This window comes from Lentisphaera araneosa HTCC2155 (assembly GCF_000170755.1).
In the GTDB taxonomy this organism is placed as follows: domain Bacteria; phylum Verrucomicrobiota; class Lentisphaeria; order Lentisphaerales; family Lentisphaeraceae; genus Lentisphaera; species Lentisphaera araneosa.
In genome coordinates, this window is record NZ_ABCK01000002.1 from 341,934 (window position 1) to 364,643 (window position 22,710).

Consider the following 22,710-nt stretch of genomic DNA (forward strand, 5'->3'; position numbering starts at 1 on the left):
TTAACTTAGTTGGGTTTGATTTTGATGATTGCTTGACCGTACTCTACGGGAGTTCCATTATCAACTATAATCTCTACAACGGTGCCATTTACTTCAGATTTAATTTCGTTCATTACTTTCATTGCTTCAACGATACATACAGTTGAATCAGCAGTCACTTCGTCACCAACCTTGATGTAAGGAGCTGAATCAGGAGATGCTGAAGCATAAAAAGTACCAACGAGTTCAGATGTCACAATATGTAGACCTTCGTCAGAACTAGCTGCCGGAGCCGCCGCCGTAGGAGCTGAAGCTGCAACAGGAGCTGCAATAGCTTGTACAGGAGCTGCTACAGCGCCTTTCAGTGTGATGCTGAAAGCATCACTTTCAGTGTAATCGATTTCAGAAAGTTTATATTTCTCTAAAATTTCTGCGAGTTTTTCAATATTTTCGAAGTTCAAAAGAGCTCTCCCTTTTTATAAATTTTATGTTTAAAAACGGTCTAATCTAATATGATTATAAGTATTAATCAATCTAGGTGAAAGTATTAATTAATCTAAATCCGATGTATAGGTAATTTTCTTGTTATTCCCTTCGTGAATGTGCATGAAATAAGACTTATTTACAGCTTCCATAGCATTGGCATCATCAGTTATGGACAATTGCTTATCGATAACAAAGTTGATGGCTTCACTCAATTCTTTGCAATTGAATATTTGAGGTGTTTCAGCGGCGGTTAAAGAATCTCGTTTAAGAGTACGTATTCCCTGTTCATCACTAATTTTTATGGTGTCACTCACTTTTTTACAGAGAATGGCTCCCCCATGTTGATTAGCGGATTCAAAAGTAGCTTCAATTAGATCAGAACTAATAAAAGGTCTTGCCGCATCGTGAACGGCAACAAGCGCTTGATCTGCGCAGAGTTTGAGGCCATTAAGGACTGAGTGATAACGTTCCTTACCACCGAAGGTAATTTTGACTTGAGAGAAATCGTGCTTTTCTAGCAAAGTGAGAAAATGATCTTTTTCACTTTCAGCCAAAACGATGACAATTTTTTCTTTATCAACAACTTTAGATAAGGCTTCTAATGAATGAAGAAAAACTTCTTTATCATCAAGTTTAACGAGAAGTTTATTCCCACCAAAGCGAGAACCTGAGCCTCCACAAAGTAAAACGGCAGCTTTTTCCATTAAGGTTCAATTCCATATTGATTACTAATACTCTGACAAAATGAGGGGTAATCATTACTATAACAATAACGATAAAAATCGTAAAGTAAGCGTCGATCATAATAGTTTTTAGGATCTAATTTTGTCGAGAATATATTTTTTTTGATAAAAGCAATAATGGTTTTATCATCACCTTTTTCTCTGAGGCAATTAAATATTTTATATCTTAGAGAGGTATTATAAATATCATTCTTTGGTAAATTTTTGTAGATAGCTAAAGCTTGATCTAAATACTCTTCTTTACCTTCCAAACCATAGAGTAAAAACAAAAAGTCAGCACATTTTCCCGCTATGAAGGGATTCGGACTATTGGGATCTAATAATTTTGCTGCTTCAGCAAAATCAGCACCCTGACTCAAAGAAATAGATTTTAGAAATAGATGTTGCTGATAGAGGTATTCATCTTCTGGGAAATCATTTTCTTTATAAGAGTAATTATTATTCCGAAAATTTAAGACCCCCTTAAGTGCAGTAAGGTTTTTATCTTGCGCGTCGCCTTCTTTCAGTTCGATATCATTTCCTTCATTGAAGTTATGATATAAAACGTAGTGATGAGATGACTTAACAGAGTTTTTTGTCCAAATTTCCAAAGCTTTTTTCTTATCGTACTTATAAATTAATCGACCATAACTATTGAGTAGCTCGGCATCTTTTTTGCCTACGTAAAACTCAAGCTTTTTGATGTTTTCATATTTTTCTAAATTGGTATACTGCAGATAATTTATGTAGGCGAGTAAAACTTTTCTTTCGCTTAAAAGTTGATCTCTATAGCGAAAAATCAGGTCAAAACTATCTTTCTTTTGAAGACAGCAAACAAATGTAAAATAAAGATATTCTTCTTTATTGTAACCCTTAAAAAGTTTTAGAAATAATTCAGGACTGCGCTCGATACTCGCTTTGATAAAATAAAAATTTTCTTGGTTATTTGAATTGAGTTCTATGAGTTTATCCAAATCTTTCGCTGTAATTTTTCCCGTTTGGCTTAAAGCTATAAGTTTTTCAAAAGAATGAGTGTTAGTAAAGGCTTCGAAGGATTTTTGAGCGTATAAGGCATACTTATCATCACTATAAAAATTGCCCTGAACAAGTTTTCTAATATCGAGAATTTTACAGTTGTGAATAATGAAGTCTTTAATATCGTCAGCAATCATTTCTTTATTGGCTTTCAATATTTTATAAGCTTCCAACAAAGACATCCATTGATAAACTTTATTGGCACTTCTTAGTTCTTGAAAGTTCTCAATAATGAAAGAGTTAATTTCTATTAAGTCTTCTTTTTTCACTAAATAATAAAGTTTGTAAAAAGGACTAGTGATAGAGTCAAAGTCATCGAGGTTAAGCAGTCGACTCAAGTCATTTTTTGGACTGCTATTTTTAGCTTTTTTAATATTGATAAAATCTATCAATTCTTGGTTTTTTAAACTTTCATCTAAATCATCAAAATGACCTAAAGCTAAATGACAATAATTCTTTAAATAATTTATATAATCATTATCAATACGAGCTATTTGAATGACTTCTAGAGCTTTTTCATATTTTTTTTGACGAATTAAGGTTTTTACATAAGCTTTAAAATGCTCGACTTTTCCTTTTTTTTCCCAATACTTCTTGTAGAGAACCTCTGCTTCAGCATAGTTTTTATCAGAATAAGCATAGTCACTGGACCAAGCATATGATGAAAGCAGAAAAAGACTTGTGATAAATTTATTCAAGACCAAGGACTTCCATTTTTTCTTTTACCATCAGCTGTTGTTCTTCATTTAAATCATCAATTATATTTTTGTAGATCAAAAAGCATTCAACATAGGCTAATGCCTGGTTATTATTTACCTTATCATAAGCTTCATAAAAATCGTAGAGCTTGAGTTCTTTGGACTTAAATGAATCTATATAGTTTTTCTGCGCAAAATTATCTTCGACTAAGAGGCTTTGTTGATCAAGTCGCTCAGAAAGGTGTTTATAGGGACTTTCACTATTTTCTATTTTTATATCTAAAAGTATTTTCAGCTTATCTTCTAAGAGGCTTATCGCTTTATTATCCTTAAACTCACCCTCTTTAGCATTAATTAGTAAGTAAGCTTTATTAATTTCATTATTGAGAATTAATTGTATGGCTTTGTAGTAAACGAAGCTTTCTTTAAAGTTTGGCTGCTTTTCCTCTTCAGGTAAAATTTTATCAAAGTCTTTTCCATGATCATAAGCAATTTGGATGATCAAATATCGCAATTCTTTAGCTTTTTCAATTTCGACTTTTTTTGCAAATTTTTTGAAGTCATCTTGATTAATTTCGCTCGCTTTTAAATTGATGATTTTTTTCACTAATTCAAAGCTCTTTTCCTGACTTAAAATCAAATCTATTTCAGCAAGCATTGAAAAGTAGTGCTCTTCTTTTTCGTATAAACCTAAGAGTCGGTAGGAATACTCAATTTCATATCCTAATTCATTGCGTCTCTCAAGTAACTTAATTTCTTCAGAATTATTCATTTTTACGCCACTGGAAAGGATTAAATCCATGAGTAATTTTTTTTCATTTTTACTCGCTTGATTCATCATTCTTTTGAGATAAATAATATTGCCCTTTTCGTAATTGTATTTGATGAATAAATTCTTTTGATTTTGGCTATTTTTTAGACTTAAAATATAGGGATCCATATACTCTTTATAGTGATGAAAAGCTTGGTAAATTAAGTAGTCATAAACGTATTTGTCATTACTTCTACCTTTTAATAAGTCAGACATTTTCTCATCATCAGCTGAATGAATGGAGAGTTTCTTTAAAAATTTTAAATCTTCATCAACGTAATATTGCTCATTAAAATCAGAACTATTTTTTAGTAGGTTCATGTACTGATAAAAATCTAATACATCTATCAGCTTAGCTTTCCTTAGATCTTTTAATTGTTTAATAATCGCTGTTTTGTCATTCTCGTATACAAAAGTCCAAATGACTTTTTCTTTGAGTACATCACTCTCGGGACTCAGTAACTGGATGTCACTAAGTTGATAAATTTTTCCATAGCTACTGAAGCTAATTAGGATGATGATTATGAGGCTTTTTAGGTGCATATTTCAAAGATGATTTTTCTTACTATTACATCATAAAAAAAGGACTTAAACCTCATCGGTTTAAGTCCTCTCATTTTTCTTGCGTTTAGAGAATTTTTAAAAATTAAATTTTACCTAATCTTTTAAGGATATTTTTAATTTCACTTGCTTCAGTGCCCTCTTCTCGAGCGACTTCTTCAGCCTTAGTTTCCATGTTGACTGCAACTCTTTCCAACTTGGGGCTCAGATCAATTGATTTTTTGATTTTCTCACGTGTTGTTTCTTCGGCAACACGGTTGTAGTCATCCACTAACTCAGCTGGTTTTCTAGAGTATAAAAGCGACACAGTGATATGTGGCTTATCTATGTTAGGGTTTCTAACTACGCTATAAATTGGCGTTACTTTCTGAGCATCAAAATGGTCAAGAATGTTATAGAAAACTGTATGATCGTAGCCTTCTGGAACTTCTAATAAGAATAATGCTTCAATAGGTACATCTGGACGAAGCATTAATTCATTATAATTTTCTTCCATTTGCTCGTCAAAGTAACGATCCGGATTGTACTCAAAGTCTGTGAAGTAGTTAAAGAATGATTTTGCTTTATAAGCTTCAAAATCTTCTTTATCAATATGACCCTCTAGTAGTTCGTATTTGTCGCCCTTCTCAGGAATGCTATTGAGTGTGGCTAAGCTGCTACAAATTAACTCATTAAAGTCTTTTTCAGCCATTCGACCTTCGTATTTACACTTATTACTAAAGAGGAAGGTATTACCCGTGTTTGTGCTATCGACACCTTTCCAAAGTGGACCCTGAAGGAACTCTATAGTGTTGTTGACGTACTCACTGGGTTCTTTCTTAGCATAAGGAAGAATGATGATAAACTGCGTTCGGTTGATATCACTCACTTTTTCTAAAGAAGAAATATAACTTAATACTTGTGAAGTAATACCATTTCCTGTACCACCACCAGATGAGGTGATAATCGCGTTTCCTTTGATAATATCGAGCAATTGCCCTCGTACACTATTAAAGGCGGTCTTACCTATATTTGGGTCTTTCTTAGAACCAACTAACTGACCTTTTTCATTATTTGTATAAGCTAAAATGCTATTAGCTAAACCTAACTTATGCATTTCTACTTCAGATACGTTTATTACTGTCGCTTCTTTACTTAAGCCAGAGGCAAGTTTGCCGCCAGCTCCGCCGATTCCTATTATCATTTCACTGTCTCCAGGTAGTTGGATTTTAAAATATCAAATTTTTCGCCTAAACGCATGAGTGCTTTTGCTCCGTGTTCAGTTAAATATAAACTCTTGCGATTGCGCTGTTCTCTAAGTTCAATGAACTGTAAGTACTTTAAGGTCTCTACATACGATACGGCACTTTGCTTAGTTCGCGTCACGCCTGATAATTTCAGGTCGTCGAACACATTAGTTATATTATAACCTTCGCGTTTATCCTCAGCTACCATGGTCCAATAAAGAACAAGGAAGTGTTGATAATCAAGGCCTTCTATCTGTTGTCTGTAGAGTTCATCATTCATAATAGTTTTAATTTACTTAACCTTATTTATAAGTCAATAGGATACTGTGATATAATATATTTAAGTATAGTATAGTGTATATAACTTTAGTTAAGTTTACTACCTATTGTTTTTGTTGTTAATTATTTATAGTTAGGTGTTTATATGTATTGGTGTTTTGTTGTCTTGTGGGAGTTTTGGGTTTGTTTTTTATGTATATATTATAGTGTAGTATACTTTAAATAATCAATGGTATACTTACAAATAATTAATCTATAGTAGTTTAAGTATATATATTGATCCTTTGCCATCCAAATGTATAATATAGTGTAGTATACTATTTATAATAATTTAAAGAGTGTTATCAAAAAATAAGGGCTTCAGAAAGGGGGTGAAAAGGCTACTAAAAGCCTTCAATCGGTAAGTACTTTAAAAAAGCCTCAAAAGCCGTATTTGGCACGTTTTAAGGCAAATTAGAGCCATGTAGATAAAAACCCTGCAATTGATAAATTATGCAGCACTTAGAGCGAGGCGGATACGGCTAATTTGAGCTCAATGATTCGAACGCCCTATTTTGTAGAAAAACGACACGAGCATAAAAGTGAGAAACTCGAGAAAAGTAGAAAAGATTTTCACTTAGCACAGTTCTATGATCTGGCAGAAAAAATGAATTCTCGTTGAAAGATCTAGCTATCAAAATAATCCGAATTTAGCTAAGTCATGAATGGAACAAGCTCTGAGTTTTTAAGCAAGAGAAAAAATATCAATCTGCGTCATTCGCAGCGCGTTCAAAAACCTAAAAATAAGAGCTCGAAATTAAGATTTAAAATCACCTGGCTTAAGATTAAACTTCCTCATTTTCCCCTGAAGTGTACTTGGGTGAAGACCCAGCAAAGTAGCAGCTCCATCATTGCCATAAACCTTGCCTTTGCATTTGCGCAAAGCTTTGATGATTTGTTGTTGAACTGATTGATCTAAATTGGCAGGTGGGCGACCAACTTTACTGGGATTTTCTTTGTCGGAAAGACTGGGAACTTTGAGGGTGCGACCGCGACTGGAGATAAGGGCATTTGTTAAAAATTCGCGGATTTCAGAAAAGTCATCCGACCAGTTTTGTTGCATCACATACTGGGTGAAACTGGGCGTTATTTCGAGAATAGGAACGCCAATATTATTGGCTATTTCAGCAACGAGTTCGCGCAGTAACCAGAGCCAGTCGTCGCGTCTTTGGTTAAAGTTTGGAAGCTCTAAATAAGAGCTTTGAAAATACTTTTGCAGCTCGCTATGAAAATTATTACTATGTGACGAAATGATAATATTTTTAGCTTCGGTATTGAGGCGCGTTTCAGACTTGATTTTGCGCAGAATTTCAAGGCTCACTTTGGGGTCCAAATCCTCGATGTTTTTGAGGTATAAACTACCGCCGTTTAACTTGTACCAGAGGCCTAAATTCTCGTCTCCAAAAATCTCAGAATTGTGAAGCTTTTGTGGAATACTCGCGCAGTCAAAAACTTCAAATCGTTTACTGCCAGAACCCGATCTCGCATGGATGTGACGAGCACATAATTCGCGTCCACTACCAGCTGTACCATCGATCCAAAAATGAGATAAACGAGGGGCTAAAACACAGAGCTGATTCCAGAGCTCGGTCATCGCTGAACTCTCGCGAATAAAGGGTTTGGCACCGCGGTATGAGTTCTCGTTTTGACGGTCGCGTAATTCACTCCAGGCACGTCGAGAAGCACTGGAGGTTTTCTCTAGTTTTTGTGAAAAAGATAACATGCTTGAGGCCAGGGGGCAGAGTTGTGAAAAGAGCGTTTCCCAATAGCCGGCTTCTGTCTTTTCTGAGAGGTATAAATTGAGGAAACCATTGACGCCAAGGCGGTCAAAAAGGGGCAGTACGATAAGCTGTTGAGCGCCCATTAAAAAGGCTTTTCTCACTTCGATCATTTCGTCATTTTCTTCACTAAAATCTTCAATGACAAAAGCGCTTTCATCTTCGATTAATTCATTGGCAAGAGAGTTATTTGTTTGGCGATCAAAGAGGCTTGTGCTGCCTTCACCCTCGAGTTTTTGGTAGCAATAAACCTGGAAATTTTGAGACTTTCTCAGGCCCCAACTGAGTTCCATAAGCGGCATCGAAAAGAGTTTATTTAAGGCTTCTCCAACACTCAAAGCAAAGGCTTTAGGTTGGCTATTAAACTGCAGGTTTTGCAGGATCTCCATGGGGATGATTTGGTTTTTTCTCATTATTAAACCTATAATTATAATTAAAACTTTATTTATAATAAGTTAAAAACACTTAAATACAAGTGTTTTTATTTTGAGTTATAGTTTAATTTAAACTCAAAAAATGAATTTATATATTAAATGTAGTTTTTTAAAATTATTTTTTTAATTATAATTAAAATTAAGTGTTTTTAATTTAGCCTAGGACTACACACACCTTGTTCTTGTCTATACTAAAAGAAGCTCTAAATTTTCAAAAAAAAAGAGAGAGTCAAAATGAAAATTGTAGCCGATGATAGGATTCCGTATTTACAGGGAGCTTTAGAGGAATTTGCCGAAGTTAATTATATTGCTGGAGCTAAAATCAGTGCAGAAGATATGCGCGATGCAGACGTCTTAATAACGCGGACAAGAACAACAGTTAACCGCGAGCTTCTGCAAAATTCTCCAATAAAATTAGTTGTCACAGCGACCATTGGACATGACCATATAGATAAAGAATACCTCAGTGAAAGAGGCATAGTTTGGAAGAATTGCCCAGGCTGTAACTCTGGCTCTGTGGCGACTTATTTATCGGCACTCTTAGCCCATATGATGCAGGGTCATAATTTTGAAACAAAGGGTAAAACTTTTGGATTAATTGGTTGTGGAAATGTAGGCAAAAGAGTAAAAAGAGTTGCCGAAGCTATGGGTATGAAAGTGCTCGTTAATGATCCACCAAGAGCTGAGAGAGAGGGCAGTGATTTATTTTCTGATTTAGATACAGTACTAAAGCAATCCGATATTATATCCATCCACGTACCTTTTTATAAGCAAGGACAATTTAAGACTTTGGACCTGATGGATGATGATAAGCTTTCTAAAATGAAAAAAGGCTCCTGGTTAGTCAATTCCTCAAGGGGTGGAATTATTGTCGAAAAGGACTTAAAAAAGTACCTCGTGGATTCAACAATTAATGCCGTTTTAGACGTTTGGGATAATGAACCAAAAATAGATTTAGAGCTCATGAAGATGTGTAAATTAGTGAGCTCTCATATTGCTGGTTACTCAGTGGATGGAAAGGCGAATGGAACCTCAATGTCAGTGAGGCATATCGCAGAGTTTTTTGACTTAGATTTAAAATCATGGCGAGCTTCAAATTTACCTCTAGAAGGGAAAAAAATACAAGTCAAAGCAGGTCGAGAAGCCTTAATTGAAGCTATCAAAGAAGCTTACGATATTATGGAAGATGATGAAAAATTACGTTTCACTCCAGAGAATTTTGAAATTAACCGTGGTCAATATCAAGCTCATAGAGATATGGCCAACTATGAATTTATTGGTGATCAAGAGAACTGTAAAATATTAAAGGCAATGATGCCTGAGGCGGTTATAAAAAATGAATCTTAAAAAACTCAATTTATACTTTTCACTGATTCTAATAGCTAGTTTTTCTCAATCATGCTTAGTGATTACAGCTGGTGCAGCAGGGGGCTCTTACGCTTGGTTTAACGGTAGAATAGAAGAAAAACTTTATCACGACAAAGGTCATGCCTATGATATTGCCCTAGCTTATTTAGGTTCAGAAGGAGCCGAAATAATAGAGAAAGATAAAAAAAATTATCGTCTTGAAGCGACGTTAAAAAAGCAAGAAAAGGACAAAACAAATACTTATAAAATCAGTTTTATCTTCAAAGATTATGAGGCTTACAAGCTCGAAGATCTCAGTAAAATGACAAAGTATCAAAAGCAAAAAATGGAGAAAGAAAAGGGTTTGAAAACCCTGTTAATTTTTCAATACACAGACGGGGTAAAGCCACAATTTACTGAATCTGAAGAGCAATTAAAATCATATTTAAGCTTGCTTAACTAAGCTAAAAAGAATAAAATACTCAAAAATAAAAAGTGAAAAATCAATGAGAAAACTTTTCGTTATTGCTCTAATATTAAGCTGTAGCACTTTATTTGCAGCCAGTAGCCGAGATATCCAAATTAGTAGAAAAACGGCTGATATCGAGATTCATGGCATTAAGTTTAGGAACTTTTACAGAGCGGAAGCTGTTACACAAAAGCCCCTAAAACTCAGTACTTTTACTCGAACTTCATCAAATCCGGATATTCCTGTCCAACGTATCGAAGCTTTTAATTTAGATGAGCTATGGCTAAGCGATCAACTCATTGCCACCTATAAAAATGAACAAGTCGATATTCAAATTTACCAACTCAAATCACTCCATCCGACTCATGAGAATAGCTTTGAAGTCAATGGTCGTATCTTCATTGAAAAGGCCGATTATGATTCGGCCATTTCTCAACAAAAACAGGATGGAGATTTTGTCAATCAATGGTTTACAGATTTGGAAAAAAGAGAAGTGGCTTTATTTGCCAAGTTTGCTAGAAGCAATTTACCTACTGGAGCTCAATATATTTTATCTGACCAAATTCCTGGAAGATATGGTTTTGTAATGACGAGTAAAGATCAGCGAAAATTTTACCTCAGCATCAAGTCAAGCTTTGAAGATATAAGGAAATTAGAGTCGGCAATTTTAACTTTTATTCGTTACTTTAAAATTTCGGAATCGAAAGAACTGAAAGCCTCGAATCAAAACTTTTCGACAAAACCCAAAGGCAATAAATCACCGCAGTTTACGGAAACGGTTAACCGAGTTAAAAGAGAAGTCAGTGGTATGGCCGATTGGTGGTTTGCCGAGACAGAAAACTACATTATAAAATCAAATTTGAGTTCCAGAAACCGCATTTTAGCCAAAAAGATTCAGACTCAAGTTGAGCTCATGAGAAAATCTTATGAGATATTTTTGCCCGCTAATAAAGAGATTCAAGAAGTGAGTGTGATTACCATCCCTGCAACGCGAGAAGAATATCAAGCCTATGTGGGTGAAAATATGCAGTGGTCAGGTGGTATCTGGAGTCCCTCGCGACGTGAACTCGTACTTTCAACAATGAATAGTGAATCTAAATCCTCAGCAAATAAAGATTGGATCATAGATGTTCTCAATCACGAAGCTTTTCACCAGTATTTATTTTATGCCTTAGATAAGGTAAGAGCACCTATGTGGTTCAATGAAGGGCACGCTGAGTTATTTGCACATTCTAAGTTTTCGGTAGGTAGAATAAAGTTAGAAGAAGATAAAAGAGGCTTAAGTAAACTCTACCCAAAGATAAAATCGGGATCCATAGATTTTATGTCTCATATCTATGCCGATCATGAGGCTTATTATGCGGATAAAGATTTAAACTACCCTTTAGGTTGGGCTCTGTGTTATTATTTAAGAATGGCCGCACCACTTTATAAAAACCGTACTTACGACCAAATTATTCCAAAAACAATTAAGGCCATGCGTGAAGGAAAGAGTCTTGATGAAGCGACAAAAGCTGGCTTTTATGGCGTAGATATGGCACAATTTACTAAAGATTTTTGCATTTTTTGGCAAAGTAAATCAATGCGCTCAAAAGCTAACCGCACAAAAATCGTACCCAAAAAAGGGAAGTAAGCTATTTACAGCGAAGTCCATGGTGCTTTTGGCTGGTGTGTTGCTGAAATTAGTGGAGGCGATAGAAAACTTAGAAAATGGATATTCTTAGCGACTTTTCTCACTGATTTAGATGCCATCAGCTTCTTTTGGGGAGAAGATGCCTACGTAAAATATCATCATGCAATTTCACACGGTTTAGTTTTTTCTTTAATTTGTAGTGCTTGGGCAATATATAGCTGTAGAAATATACCTTGGCATAAAGTCTTATTGTGGACTCAACTGGGTTTTTATACGCATTACTTTGGGGATTATTTCTTCACTCAGTTTCCGCTCTACTATTTTTGGCCATTAAGTGAACAAGGCTTCTTATACTCCGGTGCTGTGCCTTTGTGGCATCCCAGTAATAAAGTCTTTCAATGGATATCAGTAGCTGCACTCATGTTTTTTGCGGTGAAAAACAAACGAACCCCAATAGAAATAATCTCAGAAAAATGGGATAAAAAAGTTATCGCTTCTTTTTAGTTCATTATGTAGAGCTCTTTCGAGTCGAAAGTCTAATAAATAAAAATTTCTTTATCTTCTTCTCGACACGTACCTTAATGGTATAAATAATAATCAGGAGAAGTCAGATGAGCGACCATACATATAAGAAAGTTGAAATTGTAGGTACTTCTACAGATGGTATTGAAGATGCGGTAAATTCAGCCTTAAAAAAGGCTTCTGAGTCAATTCACAACATGCGTTGGTTCGAAGTTAAAGAAGTTCGAGGCAATATTGATAAAGATCACGTGGATCATTGGCAGGTAACTATGTTAGTGGGCTTTACTTTAGACGATTAAGAATTAGCGATTTAAAAGCCCGTCGAGTCCATTCTTTTTTAGAGTTGTCTTGATCCAGTATTGCCAGCCAAAATAAAAAACGAAGCCACCTATGAAAAAAATTATGTTTGCAACAATTAATTTGGGTAATAAATAGCCTTTAGGAATTTCTCCATTTCTAAACATTTCTATATTAAAATATAGAAATAAAAGGGAAAGAGTAAACCATAAGATAGTTAAACATGTTCCAAGGCTTTTTAATTTTTTAATTGTACGTAATTTCAATTATTTCACTAGATTTTTATTAATGGGTTCTATTAATATACTATTAATGTTTGATTAATAAAAGTTGATTTTATAAACATTTAATAAAAACTATTAATTAATGTTGTGTAAAAACTTGTCAGCTTGGTTAGAAACAATGACGCCGTAGTTGGCAGCACCGAGCCAGCCGGACATGATAATGCCTACAGAACCTGCGTGGTAGAGACCTGAAATTTCTTTGGGCATCTGGCTACTGATTTCCAAGCCTTCAAATTTTGTACCAAAAGATGTGCCCATTTCACTCAAAGTATAATACTCAACAGTTCGAGGGGTACCTGCTTCAGCATAGTCAATTTTTTCGCGAATACCTGGAACGTACTTTTCCAAAATTTTGATGGTGTCATCTATCATTTTATTTTTGGCAACTTGGTATTCTTCATCACTCAAATTATTCCAGTCGTCAAAGCGAGCATTCATCGAAGCCACAATCGTGTAGCGATTATCACGATCGGGACGAATCTCAGGATAATAGACAGAGAAGGTACGGCTAGTGATCTCCATGTCCACAAGAGCATCGGCATCGTATTCAGGGTGAGTCGAAGTGAAAACTAAGTCACCGAAAAATGGAATGTCCTCACCCTTGCGTATACCTAAGTAAACCTGAGTGGATGAAGTGTTGACTTTTACATCATCTAATTGTTGAACAAACTCAGGCTTAAAGTTTTCGCGACCCACAAGGCGATTGATCGTTGGGTGAATACCAGCATTGGAAATCACACAGTTGGTACTAAAGGTTTTGCCATTGACAGTAATGCCTGTGACTTTGCCGTTTTCAGTATTGATTTTTTGGACGAGAGCCGAAGTGCAGATATCGACGCCATTTTCTTTCATGATGACTTCCATTTTGTCAATCATATCGTCCGTTCCACCGTGGTAGATATAAACGCCTTTGCTCATAAAGTTGGAGAAAACAATTCCGTAAGAAATCGCCGGTTCATCTAGTGTGGAACCATTGGCATAAGTAATCGGTTCCATGAGTAAGCGCCAAACATCCGTGCGGTCTGGGAAGTATTTTTGAAAGAGTTCACGCGTGGTTGAATTATCTTGGTCATAGTAATTCATTTTTGCCAAATGATCGTAGAAAGCAATGACTTGTTCGCGCTCAATTTTGAATTCTTCAACTAAGATACGCGTGAAATCTTCGCGTGTGAAAGTTGTATCAATTGTGAACTGAGGGTTATCAAAGCGTACCGATTTTACTTGATGAATATTGTCCGCGAGTTCCTTGCTCCAGTACTTGCGCAAAGTCTTTTTCATTCCGATGGGAAAGCCGTGAAGAGAAATATCGAAAATGTGTCCAGCACGTTTAAAGTATTGAGCTAAGCCACCGAGAATATAATGCTGCTCAAGTAAGAGAACGGAGTGCCCTTGACGCGCCATGCAGTTGGCGGAAGTCATGCCACCTAGACCGGAGCCAATGACAATGACATCATAGTGATCTTTAGTGGCATTTTTGAGGTGAGTTTCACGACCGACTTTAGTTTCGCGGTGAGCGCGATCACGGCGAAATTTATGTGGTCTAGCGCGACGAATACTGGGTGAGTTCTCTTTATCTTCAGACATTAAAGTTTTGACCTATTAAATTTTTTTGCAGAAGATAGGACAATTTGGCTAGTTTTCTATGGCGTATTTTAAACAAGCTAAACAAAAATTAAAAAGCTGAATCAATCCTTATCAAAAAGTTTCTTCAGTTTCCTTTTCAGAAGCTTACAAAGACTTTTACAGACTCTTTTTCTGGGCGAATAACTGAGAGAGGGGCTGCCATTCTTGACGAGTTTTATTGAAGATTAAGTCTTCTAGAAAAACTTGTTGTTGTTCTAAGTAATCGGCCAAAGTCTGAGCAGGATAGGGGCCATGGTTTTGTCCATCGCGATAGATATAAAAACTTTCCTGACCCCAACTGCGAATATTTTGGCTTATGGACTGGGATGTGTTTGCTGTACTTTCTTGCGATAAGTCCGCCTTATTAACCTCAGTGGCAGGCTCTTCATAGGCTTCAATTTTTCTACCCGATTTCTTATGAGCTTCTACCTGATTGTGAAAGTAGCGCGAAACTTCAAGCCAGTTGCTTTCTACAGGATCATAAATGAAGTCGGTACCTTTGAGGTTTTTTGTCTGCATCATACAATGCAGCAGTGAGGCGGGAACGGTTTGTTCTTCTAAATCATTAATTTTCACTTTAAATTCTTTAGACCCCAATGAGGCACAATAACCTTTCATTTCTTTTGTGAGATCATCAATAATGAAGCTACCAAAAAACCTTTGGAAGAGGTGATTATTATCGGCTCTTTGAAACTCCACGAGTTTAAATTTTAGGAAAATAAAAGCGAGACTCATTCCACCTATAAAACCACCTAAGTGAGCTCCATAGGCAATACCGCCTCCCCCACTGATGGCACCATAAATATCACCAGCTAACCAAAAGAGAATGACCCAATAACCCGTAAGCTGAAAAGTACCCGATTGAAAAAGAGTCCGGTGACCAAAGCGGTAACCAAAAGGTAAGCTAAACGCATAAAACATTTTGATTTGATTGACAGGGTACAAGGCAAAATAAAAGCCGATAACCCCATTAATGGCTCCACTTGCTCCAATAGCTCCAGCGTCACTCATCAATAAGTGGAATATGCCCGCAGTTAAGGTGAAAAATAGGTAGAGACCTATGTAGCGCCAGCTACCAAGTTTGGAACAGATAGCATTCCCAAAAACCCAGAGAAACATCATGTTGAAAAACCAGTGAAAGATATCTCCATGGACCAAAGCCGAAGCAAACCAACCCCAAGGTTCTGACCAAGATCTTAATACAAACATCTCTTGAACATCTTCGGGAAAAGAGAACCACCATAATAGAGTAATGACAGTTGTGATTGCGATGATCGCATAATTCATCCACGGAACACGTGGGAAAAGTACATCTAAACGTACGGGTACTAATAACATCCTCAACTCCTACAATTGATAAACTAATATGCCATAAAAAGCCCAACAATGCAAATATTTGCTTAAGTAAACGAAGCTTACTCTTGAGTCACGAGAGTAAAAAACATGTAGATTTGAGTAAGCGGCTTGTCAATTAAAGCCCCCTTGAAGTTATAAATAAGACGAGTGATGAAAGGAACGATAACAAGACTTTAAGGAACATTATGTACCGATTTTTATTATTAGGTTTATTTACATTTGTCAGTTTAGCTGAGGATAGACCAAATATTTTGATAATTTCTGTAGATGACCTCAAGCCCATGCTTGGGACATACGGAGACCCTTTAGTTCAATCACCTACAATTGATAAGTTGGCAGAAGCTTCAGCACTCTACGAAAAAGCTTATTGTCAGCAAGCCGTATGTGGAGCTTCGCGAGCGAGCATCATGACGGGTTTGAGACCAGACAACTCACGCGTTTGGGAATTTCGTCAAGTCATGCGTGAACGCAATCCACAAGCGATTACGATTCCAGAGTACTTTAAGTCTCAAGGTTACATGACTTGTTTCGCAGGGAAAATTTTTGATTACCGCTGTGTGGCCGATGGCAAAAAACAGGATCTAAAATCCTGGTCGAGACCTGAGCAACCAAGAAATTCGGAAGCTATGAAGAACTTGGGTTTTGCGGACCCCGCATTTCGTGAGAAGCTTCGTTTAAAAGAAATTGAGCTCAAAAAGAATGGTCAAAAAGCTTCTTATGATGCGATAAAAAAAGCGATTGGTGGCAGTCCTTGTTACGAAGACTCAATTGATGGCCCAGATGAAATTTATGAAGATGGCATGATTGCCCGAGAAGGCGTACGCCTTATTAAAGAACTCGGCCAAAAAAAGAAACCATTCTTCATTGCTGTGGGTTTTAAAAAGCCGCACTTGCCTTTTAACGCGCCGAAAAAGTACTGGGATCTCTATAAAGAAACAGATTTTGCTTTAGAGAAATACCAAAAGCCAGTGCAGGGTGCGCCTCATTACGCTTATCAAAATTCATGGGAATTTTCGGGCTACAATGTGCCGCGAATCAATGGAGAAGTTCTCGAGAGTTTCCAAAGAAAACTTAAACATGCTTACGCCGCCTGTATTTCTTATGTGGATGCGCAAATCGCAAAATTACTCAAAACCCTAAAAGACCAAGGCTTAGAGAAGAACACAGTTATTGTCTTTTGGTCGGATCATGGCTTCCACTTAGGCGACCATGGCATGTGGTGCAAACACAGTAATTATGAGCAAGCGACTCGAGTGCCTTTCTTCGTTTATGACCCGCGCCAAAATTTGAAAAAGGGTCGTTACACTCAGCCCGTGGAATTGATCGATATGTTTCCCACTTTGTGCCAACTCAGTGGCCTCGCGATTCCTGAAATTTTAGATGGAAAAAGCCTTTTAAGTGAAGCCGCAGAAAATGCTAAATTTGCCCTTAGTCAGTTCCCTCGCAATCAAGGGAAAAACAAAAAAATAATGGGTTATGGTTTCCGCTTTGAGCGCTACCGCTACATCGAGTGGGTTGATAATAATTACCAACAAGACAACACACAACTTGGTCCTCTTAAAGCTGTAGAACTCTATGATTATGAGAAGGATCCACTTGAGCAAGTGAACCTTGCCAACAATCCAGAATACAAAAGTATTTTGCGCCGCCTTCAGCAAGAGGCAAAAGAGAGTGGTTTGAGTCGCGCCATTTACGAATGATTTAAAGTCAGCTGTCAAAAGTAAGCGAAGCAAAACTATTTTTAAGTTAATCCCAACACTTTTTTAATTCCTAACACGATGAATTTATTATGATGAAAAACCCTTTAGACCTCACCTTACTGAGCGATGATGCTCAAAGCCTTTGTACTCCTGGAGCTGCTGCGGAATTTATCCAACCTTGGTACACACCTATCGAAACCACTCCAGCAAATACGGGTATTGCCATAGGTGGTATCGGGTCAACTTACACCATGACTGCGAGTGCCACGACACCACTCATCAACTTCCTCCCTGGCCTTCATGTAGAAGGTGGGAAAACGGGTGATATTCGACTTCAAAACTGGTTCGCTTCTGAGAGAGAACCCAATGAAAGTGCCCCGCTCACACTCGTCGACATTACTAAGTTGCGTTTATATGTAACGCTTTTTCCCGTTTACCGTCCCGATGGTTCAGAGTGGTTGACGGCTGAAATGAGTGAAGAAGAGGTTCAGTCCAATATTAATGAAATGGCCAATTGCCTCTCTTTTTACGATGATAATAAAGAAGGTTTTGAGCTCTATAAAACTGAGTTGAGTCCAAAAACTCTCGAGCAATTAGCAGGTGGAACTCAAACAAAAATGGCCACGCAATTAGTTTTGCTCGACTACTTTAATGACGCAGTGGTCACTTCGACTCATTGGCAAGCTAGCCTTAGTGGTGATTTGGAAGAGGGCAGCATTTACGGTCAAAAAACTTATGCGCGTGAAAAAATTCAGAATCGTCTTCTCTACCCTTATGCGGAACTCAAATACGAAGATGATGCCCATGATGTTCGCATAGAGAAACTTCACTTTAGCCCGATTGTTCGCAATGACGAAAAGTCCTGTTCAGCCCCGCTTAATCTTACCGAGATCAAATTAACGAACACCAGCGCTAAAGTCAAAATTCTCACTCTCGCTTGGGATCAGGAAAACCTCTCTGGTTTTAGTGTGGTGAAAAAGCGCCCTGCGAATCAAGACGCGGGTTTCTTACTTCAAAAAACAGTTCGTTACCAAGAGAATAACTTATGTGATATCGAGACTGAAAACGGTTTGTTTCAAGGTATTACTTTAGGCAATAAAAAGGGTCATGAAAGTGGAGACATCAAAGGCGAACTTACCTTTGGTATTCTCACACAAAATGATCCAGACATCTGCGTTTCTCGCCGTAGTTCATATTATTCAGTAGAGCGTGATAGCACAGTTTGTGAAGCTTTGCAGGGCGGTCGTGTGAATAACGTCTTCTTCGATAAGATCTACACGGGTCGCGAGCAGCTCTCTGGCATCGTGACAGTGCAAGTGACTCTGCAGCCTGGTGCAGTGAAAAATATTCCCTTTGTACAAATTTTAGATTACCCAGAAATTAGCCTTGGTGAATATCAATCTCAAAAGAAGTACACCAGCTTTTTCCCTGCAGAAAATCGCACAGAAGATTTAGTGAAGTTTGGCTGTGATAATTTCTACTCCACACGTGAGCAAATTGATGCGGATCAAAATGAACTTCACGAACTCCTGCTCAATAGCGATGTTTATAAAGGCAAGGCTAAATCAGCTGCGGAATTGACCACAATGGCGCAAAATACCTTGAGCTTCACTGCTGATGCAACCGTTTGGGACATCGATGATAAGTTCCTCGTTCGTGAATGTTCGGATTACCCCTTCTTTAACTCACTTGATGTGTACTTTTACGGTTCCTTCTCGATGATGTGGCTCTTGCCGCAAGTAGATACCAATACCATGAGATGTTTCCGCGATGCGATCATGGCAGAGAACGATGAACTGCGTCGCTTTTACGTTTACCTCGAACTTCCCAATGCGAAATTACCTCATCCAAAATATGAGGGTCCTCGTGCTCGAAAAGGCGCCGTGATTCACGATTTGGGTTCACCTTTTGACCCGAGACCAGATGCCTATAACTGGCATAATGTGGCGGAATGGAAAGACCTTGCTCCCAAGTATATCCTCATGCTTTTGCGCAATTATCATTTCACTAAAGATGTCTACCTCCTCGAAGAATGTTGGGACTCAGTCCAAGCATCTTTACAATACCTCAAAGACATGATCCTCGAAGGACACTCGATTCCACTCACCAACGGAACAGATGATACTTTTGATAACCTTTCCTCTTTCGGTATCACACTCTACTGTGGTTCTCTTTGGGTTGCGGGTCTAAAAGCTGCGGGTGAAATAGCGAAGATACTCAAAATTGAAGATGTCATTGATGATCTGAAAGAGCTTGAAGAAGCGGCTTCTGCGAGTTTCAATCAAGCTCTTTGGGACAAAGAAAATAATTACTTCCACTTCTATTCTTACCCTTTCGTAAAGCACTACATCACTGACGAAGTTCAGCTTAAAGAGAAGATCGAAGACAAGATCGCAATCAATAAGGGTGACCTGCTCAAATCACTTAATGACTTTGTTTATACGGATGAAAACTCTGAGGCATTTCTGACGACTGATGTTCAAAGCCTTTTAGATACTGAGGGTATTAATTTAGAAGGAACAAGCTTCCGACGCAATAAACTTATCCGCAAAGCTTTTATCATCACCAATGCAAAAGAAGCTTTTAGTGATGAGGTCACAGCCATTTTAGAACGTGAAAGTGATGATAGCTTTGGCGACCCGCTCTTAGCCGATACTTACCTCGAGATGATGGGCTTGGAAACAGTGACCACTTTAGCGCAACGTCAGGGTGTTTTAAAGAAAGCTTATGAAACGAACTTCAAAATCAATAGCCCTCATGTGGGTTATGCGAACTTAGTCGATAGCATTGGAGCTCCGAAGGAAGCTTTCCAAGCACAAGATGTATGGATTGGTGTTCAGTACTCCAATGCAGCTTCACTACTTCTCGCGGGTGAATACGATAAATTTGACGAACTCATTCATACTCTTTACGACAACCTTTATTTGAAAGCGAAGATTCCTTTTGCGGCACCAGAAGGCTTCAACTGCTCATCCACACTTGCCGTTGGCGACCTTGAGCCTTACACAGATAACGCATCTGCGCTTTACGCAAGTTTGGAGCAAAAAGGCTGGGTTCTTGACGATGCTCGTATATCTCCTTCTTTTCCAGCAGAACTCGATGAATTTGCGACTATCGCAAAGGATTTTGTCGCGGCTGATAAGCTTGCTGAATTATTCCGCTTTATCCAAATCACGGGACTCAAGTACACTGCCGGTCGTTACTTCCGACCTGGCATGGTTTTTGCCCTGCCGATGTTGATAAAATAATATCCTCCAGCGATCTTAATTCATAATTAGTGCGTGACCGAAAACCCAGTGTTTATGAGTTTGTTGATGATTTTAAGTTAATATAAAAATTCAAAATATGGCTATACGTGTCGTGCAGTCATAGTATTATCATTTTTTTAAGGCCTAGGCGTCAGAACAAAGGCTTTTTTTCTATTTATTCACTAAGTCAAGGCAGGAGAAAGTACGTCGTGAATGGCGTTTTTATTATTATGAAGAGCTTTAAGCGCTTTTTCTTTTTCTACGTAGGACTTTGATTTCTCTGGCCATGATGATAGCACCAAGATGATGGATATTACTGGCACTTATCGCCATAGCGGCATAACGTTCGAAATTAGGAGTACCCTTATCAGGGCATCGGTCAAAACCATGACTTTCAAGAGCGTTAATAGCTGATTCAACTGCGGGGTGTTGTTTGCGAGCGACGACAAAGGCCTCCTTACTTTCACGCTCTTGAGCAGCTTTATTTCGGCGACCTTTTACAGGGAGGTGAGCTCTTACCTCTAATGCTTCAATGCGGGAGTGATTATTTTGACCATCCTTATCTACCTTTGAATAAAAACCCTTATCAAAACTCATCGATGTCAGCCCAGGGTACAGCTCCTTACTTTTACGAACCATTTCAACCGCCACGTCTTTATCCTGCTCGCCCTTCATGATCCTATGGTCGAGAATAAAGCCAAACTGATCTTCAACTACACATACCTTCACGCCAAGTTCCTGACGAATCCCAGCTTTTCCTTTGCATATCCATTCTGTGTGAGGTTCAAAAATCGAATACACCTTTTCATCGGGTGAAATAGTCTCTCCATTAAGAACTCTACGACTTATTTGCTTAATGAATAAGTCCGTGTAATCCATGTTTAACTGAAGCTTGGGACACTCTTCATCTAAAGAATTCTGGAGAGTTCTTGCTTTGAGTAAATGAGCTCGAGCCACACTAAAGGTAATCCTTAATTATCTCCTCTATTTCTAAGCGACGTTTTTCCTTTCGCTCTTCTTTCTTCGAGTTAGAGTGACGCATCTTGCTCAGTTTATTATAAAGGCTATGGAATTTCTTTTGCTGGCTTTTTACTTCACGCCAGCCAGTGATTTTCAAAGATGAAGCCAATTTGCCTCCGATGCTCAATACTTTGCGTACAGAATCTTTTAATAGATTCAAATCAGTGGGGAAATGAACATTCGTTTCAAAAACAAAAGAATCGCAACGACTATGTAATTCTCGTTCTTCTGGGAAAAGTAATTCATGGCTGAAAGCAACTACGAGCTTACTAATTTTATTGGCAATTTCTTTTGTAAAAAGGCTAACGTTATCGTGTATTGTTTGGCGTCCTGTAACTATGTCGACATCACAAAAAAGATCAACTCCACAGATCTCCCGAATTTTGTGATGATAATCATAGCAACTTTTGAGCTTGTCATAATCCCAATTACAGCTCAAACGCAAAGTGCCTAAAACAAAAATAACCCAGAGATCCATTCCTTTACGTCCATCATTCCAGGATGTTCCTTTAGGAACTAATTCAGACAAAACATCTTGGATTTCTTTGAGTAAAACTTTGTTTCGATAAATTTCTTGTAAACCACGAAGAGTTTTGGTTATTTCATCACGGCAGTATGTGTCGAGTCTCACTTGTTCAATTGGCGTGACTCCGAGAAGTGGGTTTTCTCCTAATTCTGCTTGTGTACTTGTAAAATTACGCATGCTATATGACACCTTGGGTTCTTTTATTTTATCTGTATCCTATTGGATAAAAGTAGTTTATGATGAAGTACTATACATTTAAACAAAAGTTTTATAGGGTGCTTTAATACTGTTTTCTAGAAAAACTCACAACTTATTTTCCTTATAAATTATTATACTTAAAAGACTTAGGTTCATTTCGGTCAGGCACTAATTAAGCAGGTATCACTAGATCATTGCAAAGCAATGAAACTTTAAATAGCCCCACATGAAATGTGGGGTCAAATGTGATAAATAAAGCTTGTGCCTTTAGGTACAATACCAAAATAAAACCTGATTACTCATAAAGCGGTGCAAAGTTCCATAGTTGCCTGGTCAACGGTCTTGCTAGACAGGCGGATAAAAAGTATTTGCCAATACGGCAGTGTCTTTCTAGGGAAGCTCGAGAGGGATAGCGTCCCTATCGTATGCGTAGCATCCT

16 protein-coding genes and 1 pseudogene are annotated in these 22,710 nt (G+C 37.6%); 7 read left to right on the forward strand and 10 right to left on the reverse strand.

Going from position 1 to position 22,710, the window contains the following annotated elements; genetic code table 11:
* Nucleotides 1-5: 5 nt before the first annotated feature.
* The 7 genes from accB to LNTAR_RS02785 all read right to left on the reverse strand — a co-directional run bounded on the left by accB (nt 6) and on the right by LNTAR_RS02785 (nt 8,027).
* Nucleotides 6-440 (reverse strand): acetyl-CoA carboxylase biotin carboxyl carrier protein, encoded by a 435-nt coding sequence (gene accB, locus LNTAR_RS02755; RefSeq protein ID WP_007277108.1) that lies wholly within the window; start codon nt 438-440, stop codon nt 6-8.
* Nucleotides 441-530: 90 nt separating this feature from the next.
* Nucleotides 531-1,169 (reverse strand): IspD/TarI family cytidylyltransferase, encoded by a 639-nt coding sequence (locus tag LNTAR_RS02760; protein ID WP_007277109.1) that lies wholly within the window; start codon nt 1,167-1,169, stop codon nt 531-533.
* Nucleotides 1,169-2,920 (reverse strand): hypothetical protein, encoded by a 1,752-nt coding sequence (locus LNTAR_RS02765; RefSeq protein ID WP_007277110.1) that lies wholly within the window; start codon nt 2,918-2,920, stop codon nt 1,169-1,171. The genes LNTAR_RS02760 and LNTAR_RS02765 overlap by 1 nt, the downstream gene beginning before the upstream one ends.
* Nucleotides 2,913-4,274: a hypothetical protein gene (locus LNTAR_RS02770; protein WP_007277111.1), complete on the reverse strand. Its 1,362-nt coding sequence runs from the start codon at nt 4,272-4,274 to the stop codon at nt 2,913-2,915. The genes LNTAR_RS02765 and LNTAR_RS02770 overlap by 8 nt, the downstream gene beginning before the upstream one ends.
* 103 nt (nt 4,275-4,377) lie before the next feature.
* On the reverse strand, nt 4,378-5,475 hold the full coding sequence (locus tag LNTAR_RS02775; protein WP_007277112.1) for a hypothetical protein: 1,098 nt from the start codon (nt 5,473-5,475) through the stop codon (nt 4,378-4,380).
* The gene (locus tag LNTAR_RS02780) at nt 5,472-5,798 is read right to left on the reverse strand and encodes a hypothetical protein (RefSeq protein WP_007277113.1); all 327 of its coding nucleotides are present in this window, start codon (nt 5,796-5,798) and stop codon (nt 5,472-5,474) included. The genes LNTAR_RS02775 and LNTAR_RS02780 overlap by 4 nt, the downstream gene beginning before the upstream one ends.
* 795 nt (nt 5,799-6,593) lie before the next feature.
* Nucleotides 6,594-8,027 (reverse strand): sigma 54-interacting transcriptional regulator, encoded by a 1,434-nt coding sequence (locus LNTAR_RS02785; protein ID WP_007277115.1) that lies wholly within the window; start codon nt 8,025-8,027, stop codon nt 6,594-6,596.
* 255 nt (nt 8,028-8,282) lie between these two features.
* Between LNTAR_RS02785 and LNTAR_RS02790 the strand changes: the two genes are divergently transcribed.
* The 5 genes from LNTAR_RS02790 to LNTAR_RS02810 all read left to right on the forward strand — a co-directional run bounded on the left by LNTAR_RS02790 (nt 8,283) and on the right by LNTAR_RS02810 (nt 12,318).
* Complete coding sequence (locus LNTAR_RS02790) at nt 8,283-9,395, forward strand: 4-phosphoerythronate dehydrogenase (RefSeq protein ID WP_007277116.1); 1,113 nt, start codon at nt 8,283-8,285, stop codon at nt 9,393-9,395.
* Nucleotides 9,385-9,858, forward strand: a complete 474-nt coding sequence (locus tag LNTAR_RS02795; RefSeq protein ID WP_007277117.1) for a DUF3568 family protein — start codon at nt 9,385-9,387, stop codon at nt 9,856-9,858. Before LNTAR_RS02790 ends, LNTAR_RS02795 begins: the two co-directional genes overlap by 11 nt.
* Before the next feature lie 43 nt (nt 9,859-9,901).
* Nucleotides 9,902-11,497, forward strand: a complete 1,596-nt coding sequence (locus tag LNTAR_RS02800) for a hypothetical protein (protein WP_007277118.1) — start codon at nt 9,902-9,904, stop codon at nt 11,495-11,497.
* Between the two features lie 3 nt (nt 11,498-11,500).
* On the forward strand, nt 11,501-12,001 hold the full coding sequence (locus LNTAR_RS28410) for a metal-dependent hydrolase (protein WP_083799924.1): 501 nt from the start codon (nt 11,501-11,503) through the stop codon (nt 11,999-12,001).
* Nucleotides 12,002-12,108: 107 nt separating this feature from the next.
* A complete protein-coding gene (locus LNTAR_RS02810) occupies nt 12,109-12,318 on the forward strand; it encodes a dodecin (protein WP_007277120.1) in 210 nt (69 codons plus the stop codon).
* 357 nt (nt 12,319-12,675) lie between these two features.
* Here the strand turns inward: LNTAR_RS02810 and LNTAR_RS02815 are convergent, their stop codons facing one another.
* A complete protein-coding gene (locus tag LNTAR_RS02815) occupies nt 12,676-14,184 on the reverse strand; it encodes a phytoene desaturase family protein (RefSeq protein WP_007277122.1) in 1,509 nt (502 codons plus the stop codon).
* Nucleotides 14,185-14,340: 156 nt separating this feature from the next.
* Nucleotides 14,341-15,561, reverse strand: a complete 1,221-nt coding sequence (locus tag LNTAR_RS02820; RefSeq protein WP_007277123.1) for a rhomboid family intramembrane serine protease — start codon at nt 15,559-15,561, stop codon at nt 14,341-14,343.
* Nucleotides 15,562-15,764: 203 nt separating this feature from the next.
* On the opposite strand from LNTAR_RS02820, the gene LNTAR_RS02825 reads away from it, so the two are divergent.
* Both LNTAR_RS02825 and LNTAR_RS02830 read left to right on the forward strand, forming a co-directional pair.
* Complete coding sequence (locus LNTAR_RS02825; RefSeq protein ID WP_007277124.1) at nt 15,765-17,279, forward strand: sulfatase; 1,515 nt, start codon at nt 15,765-15,767, stop codon at nt 17,277-17,279.
* 89 nt (nt 17,280-17,368) lie between these two features.
* A complete protein-coding gene (locus LNTAR_RS02830) occupies nt 17,369-20,527 on the forward strand; it encodes a GH116 family glycosyl hydrolase (protein WP_007277125.1) in 3,159 nt (1,052 codons plus the stop codon).
* 240 nt (nt 20,528-20,767) lie between these two features.
* Here LNTAR_RS02830 and LNTAR_RS26495 read toward each other — a convergent pair.
* A pseudogene (locus LNTAR_RS26495) lies at nt 20,768-22,250 on the reverse strand (ISNCY-like element ISLar7 family transposase).
* Nucleotides 22,251-22,710 lie beyond the last annotated feature (460 nt).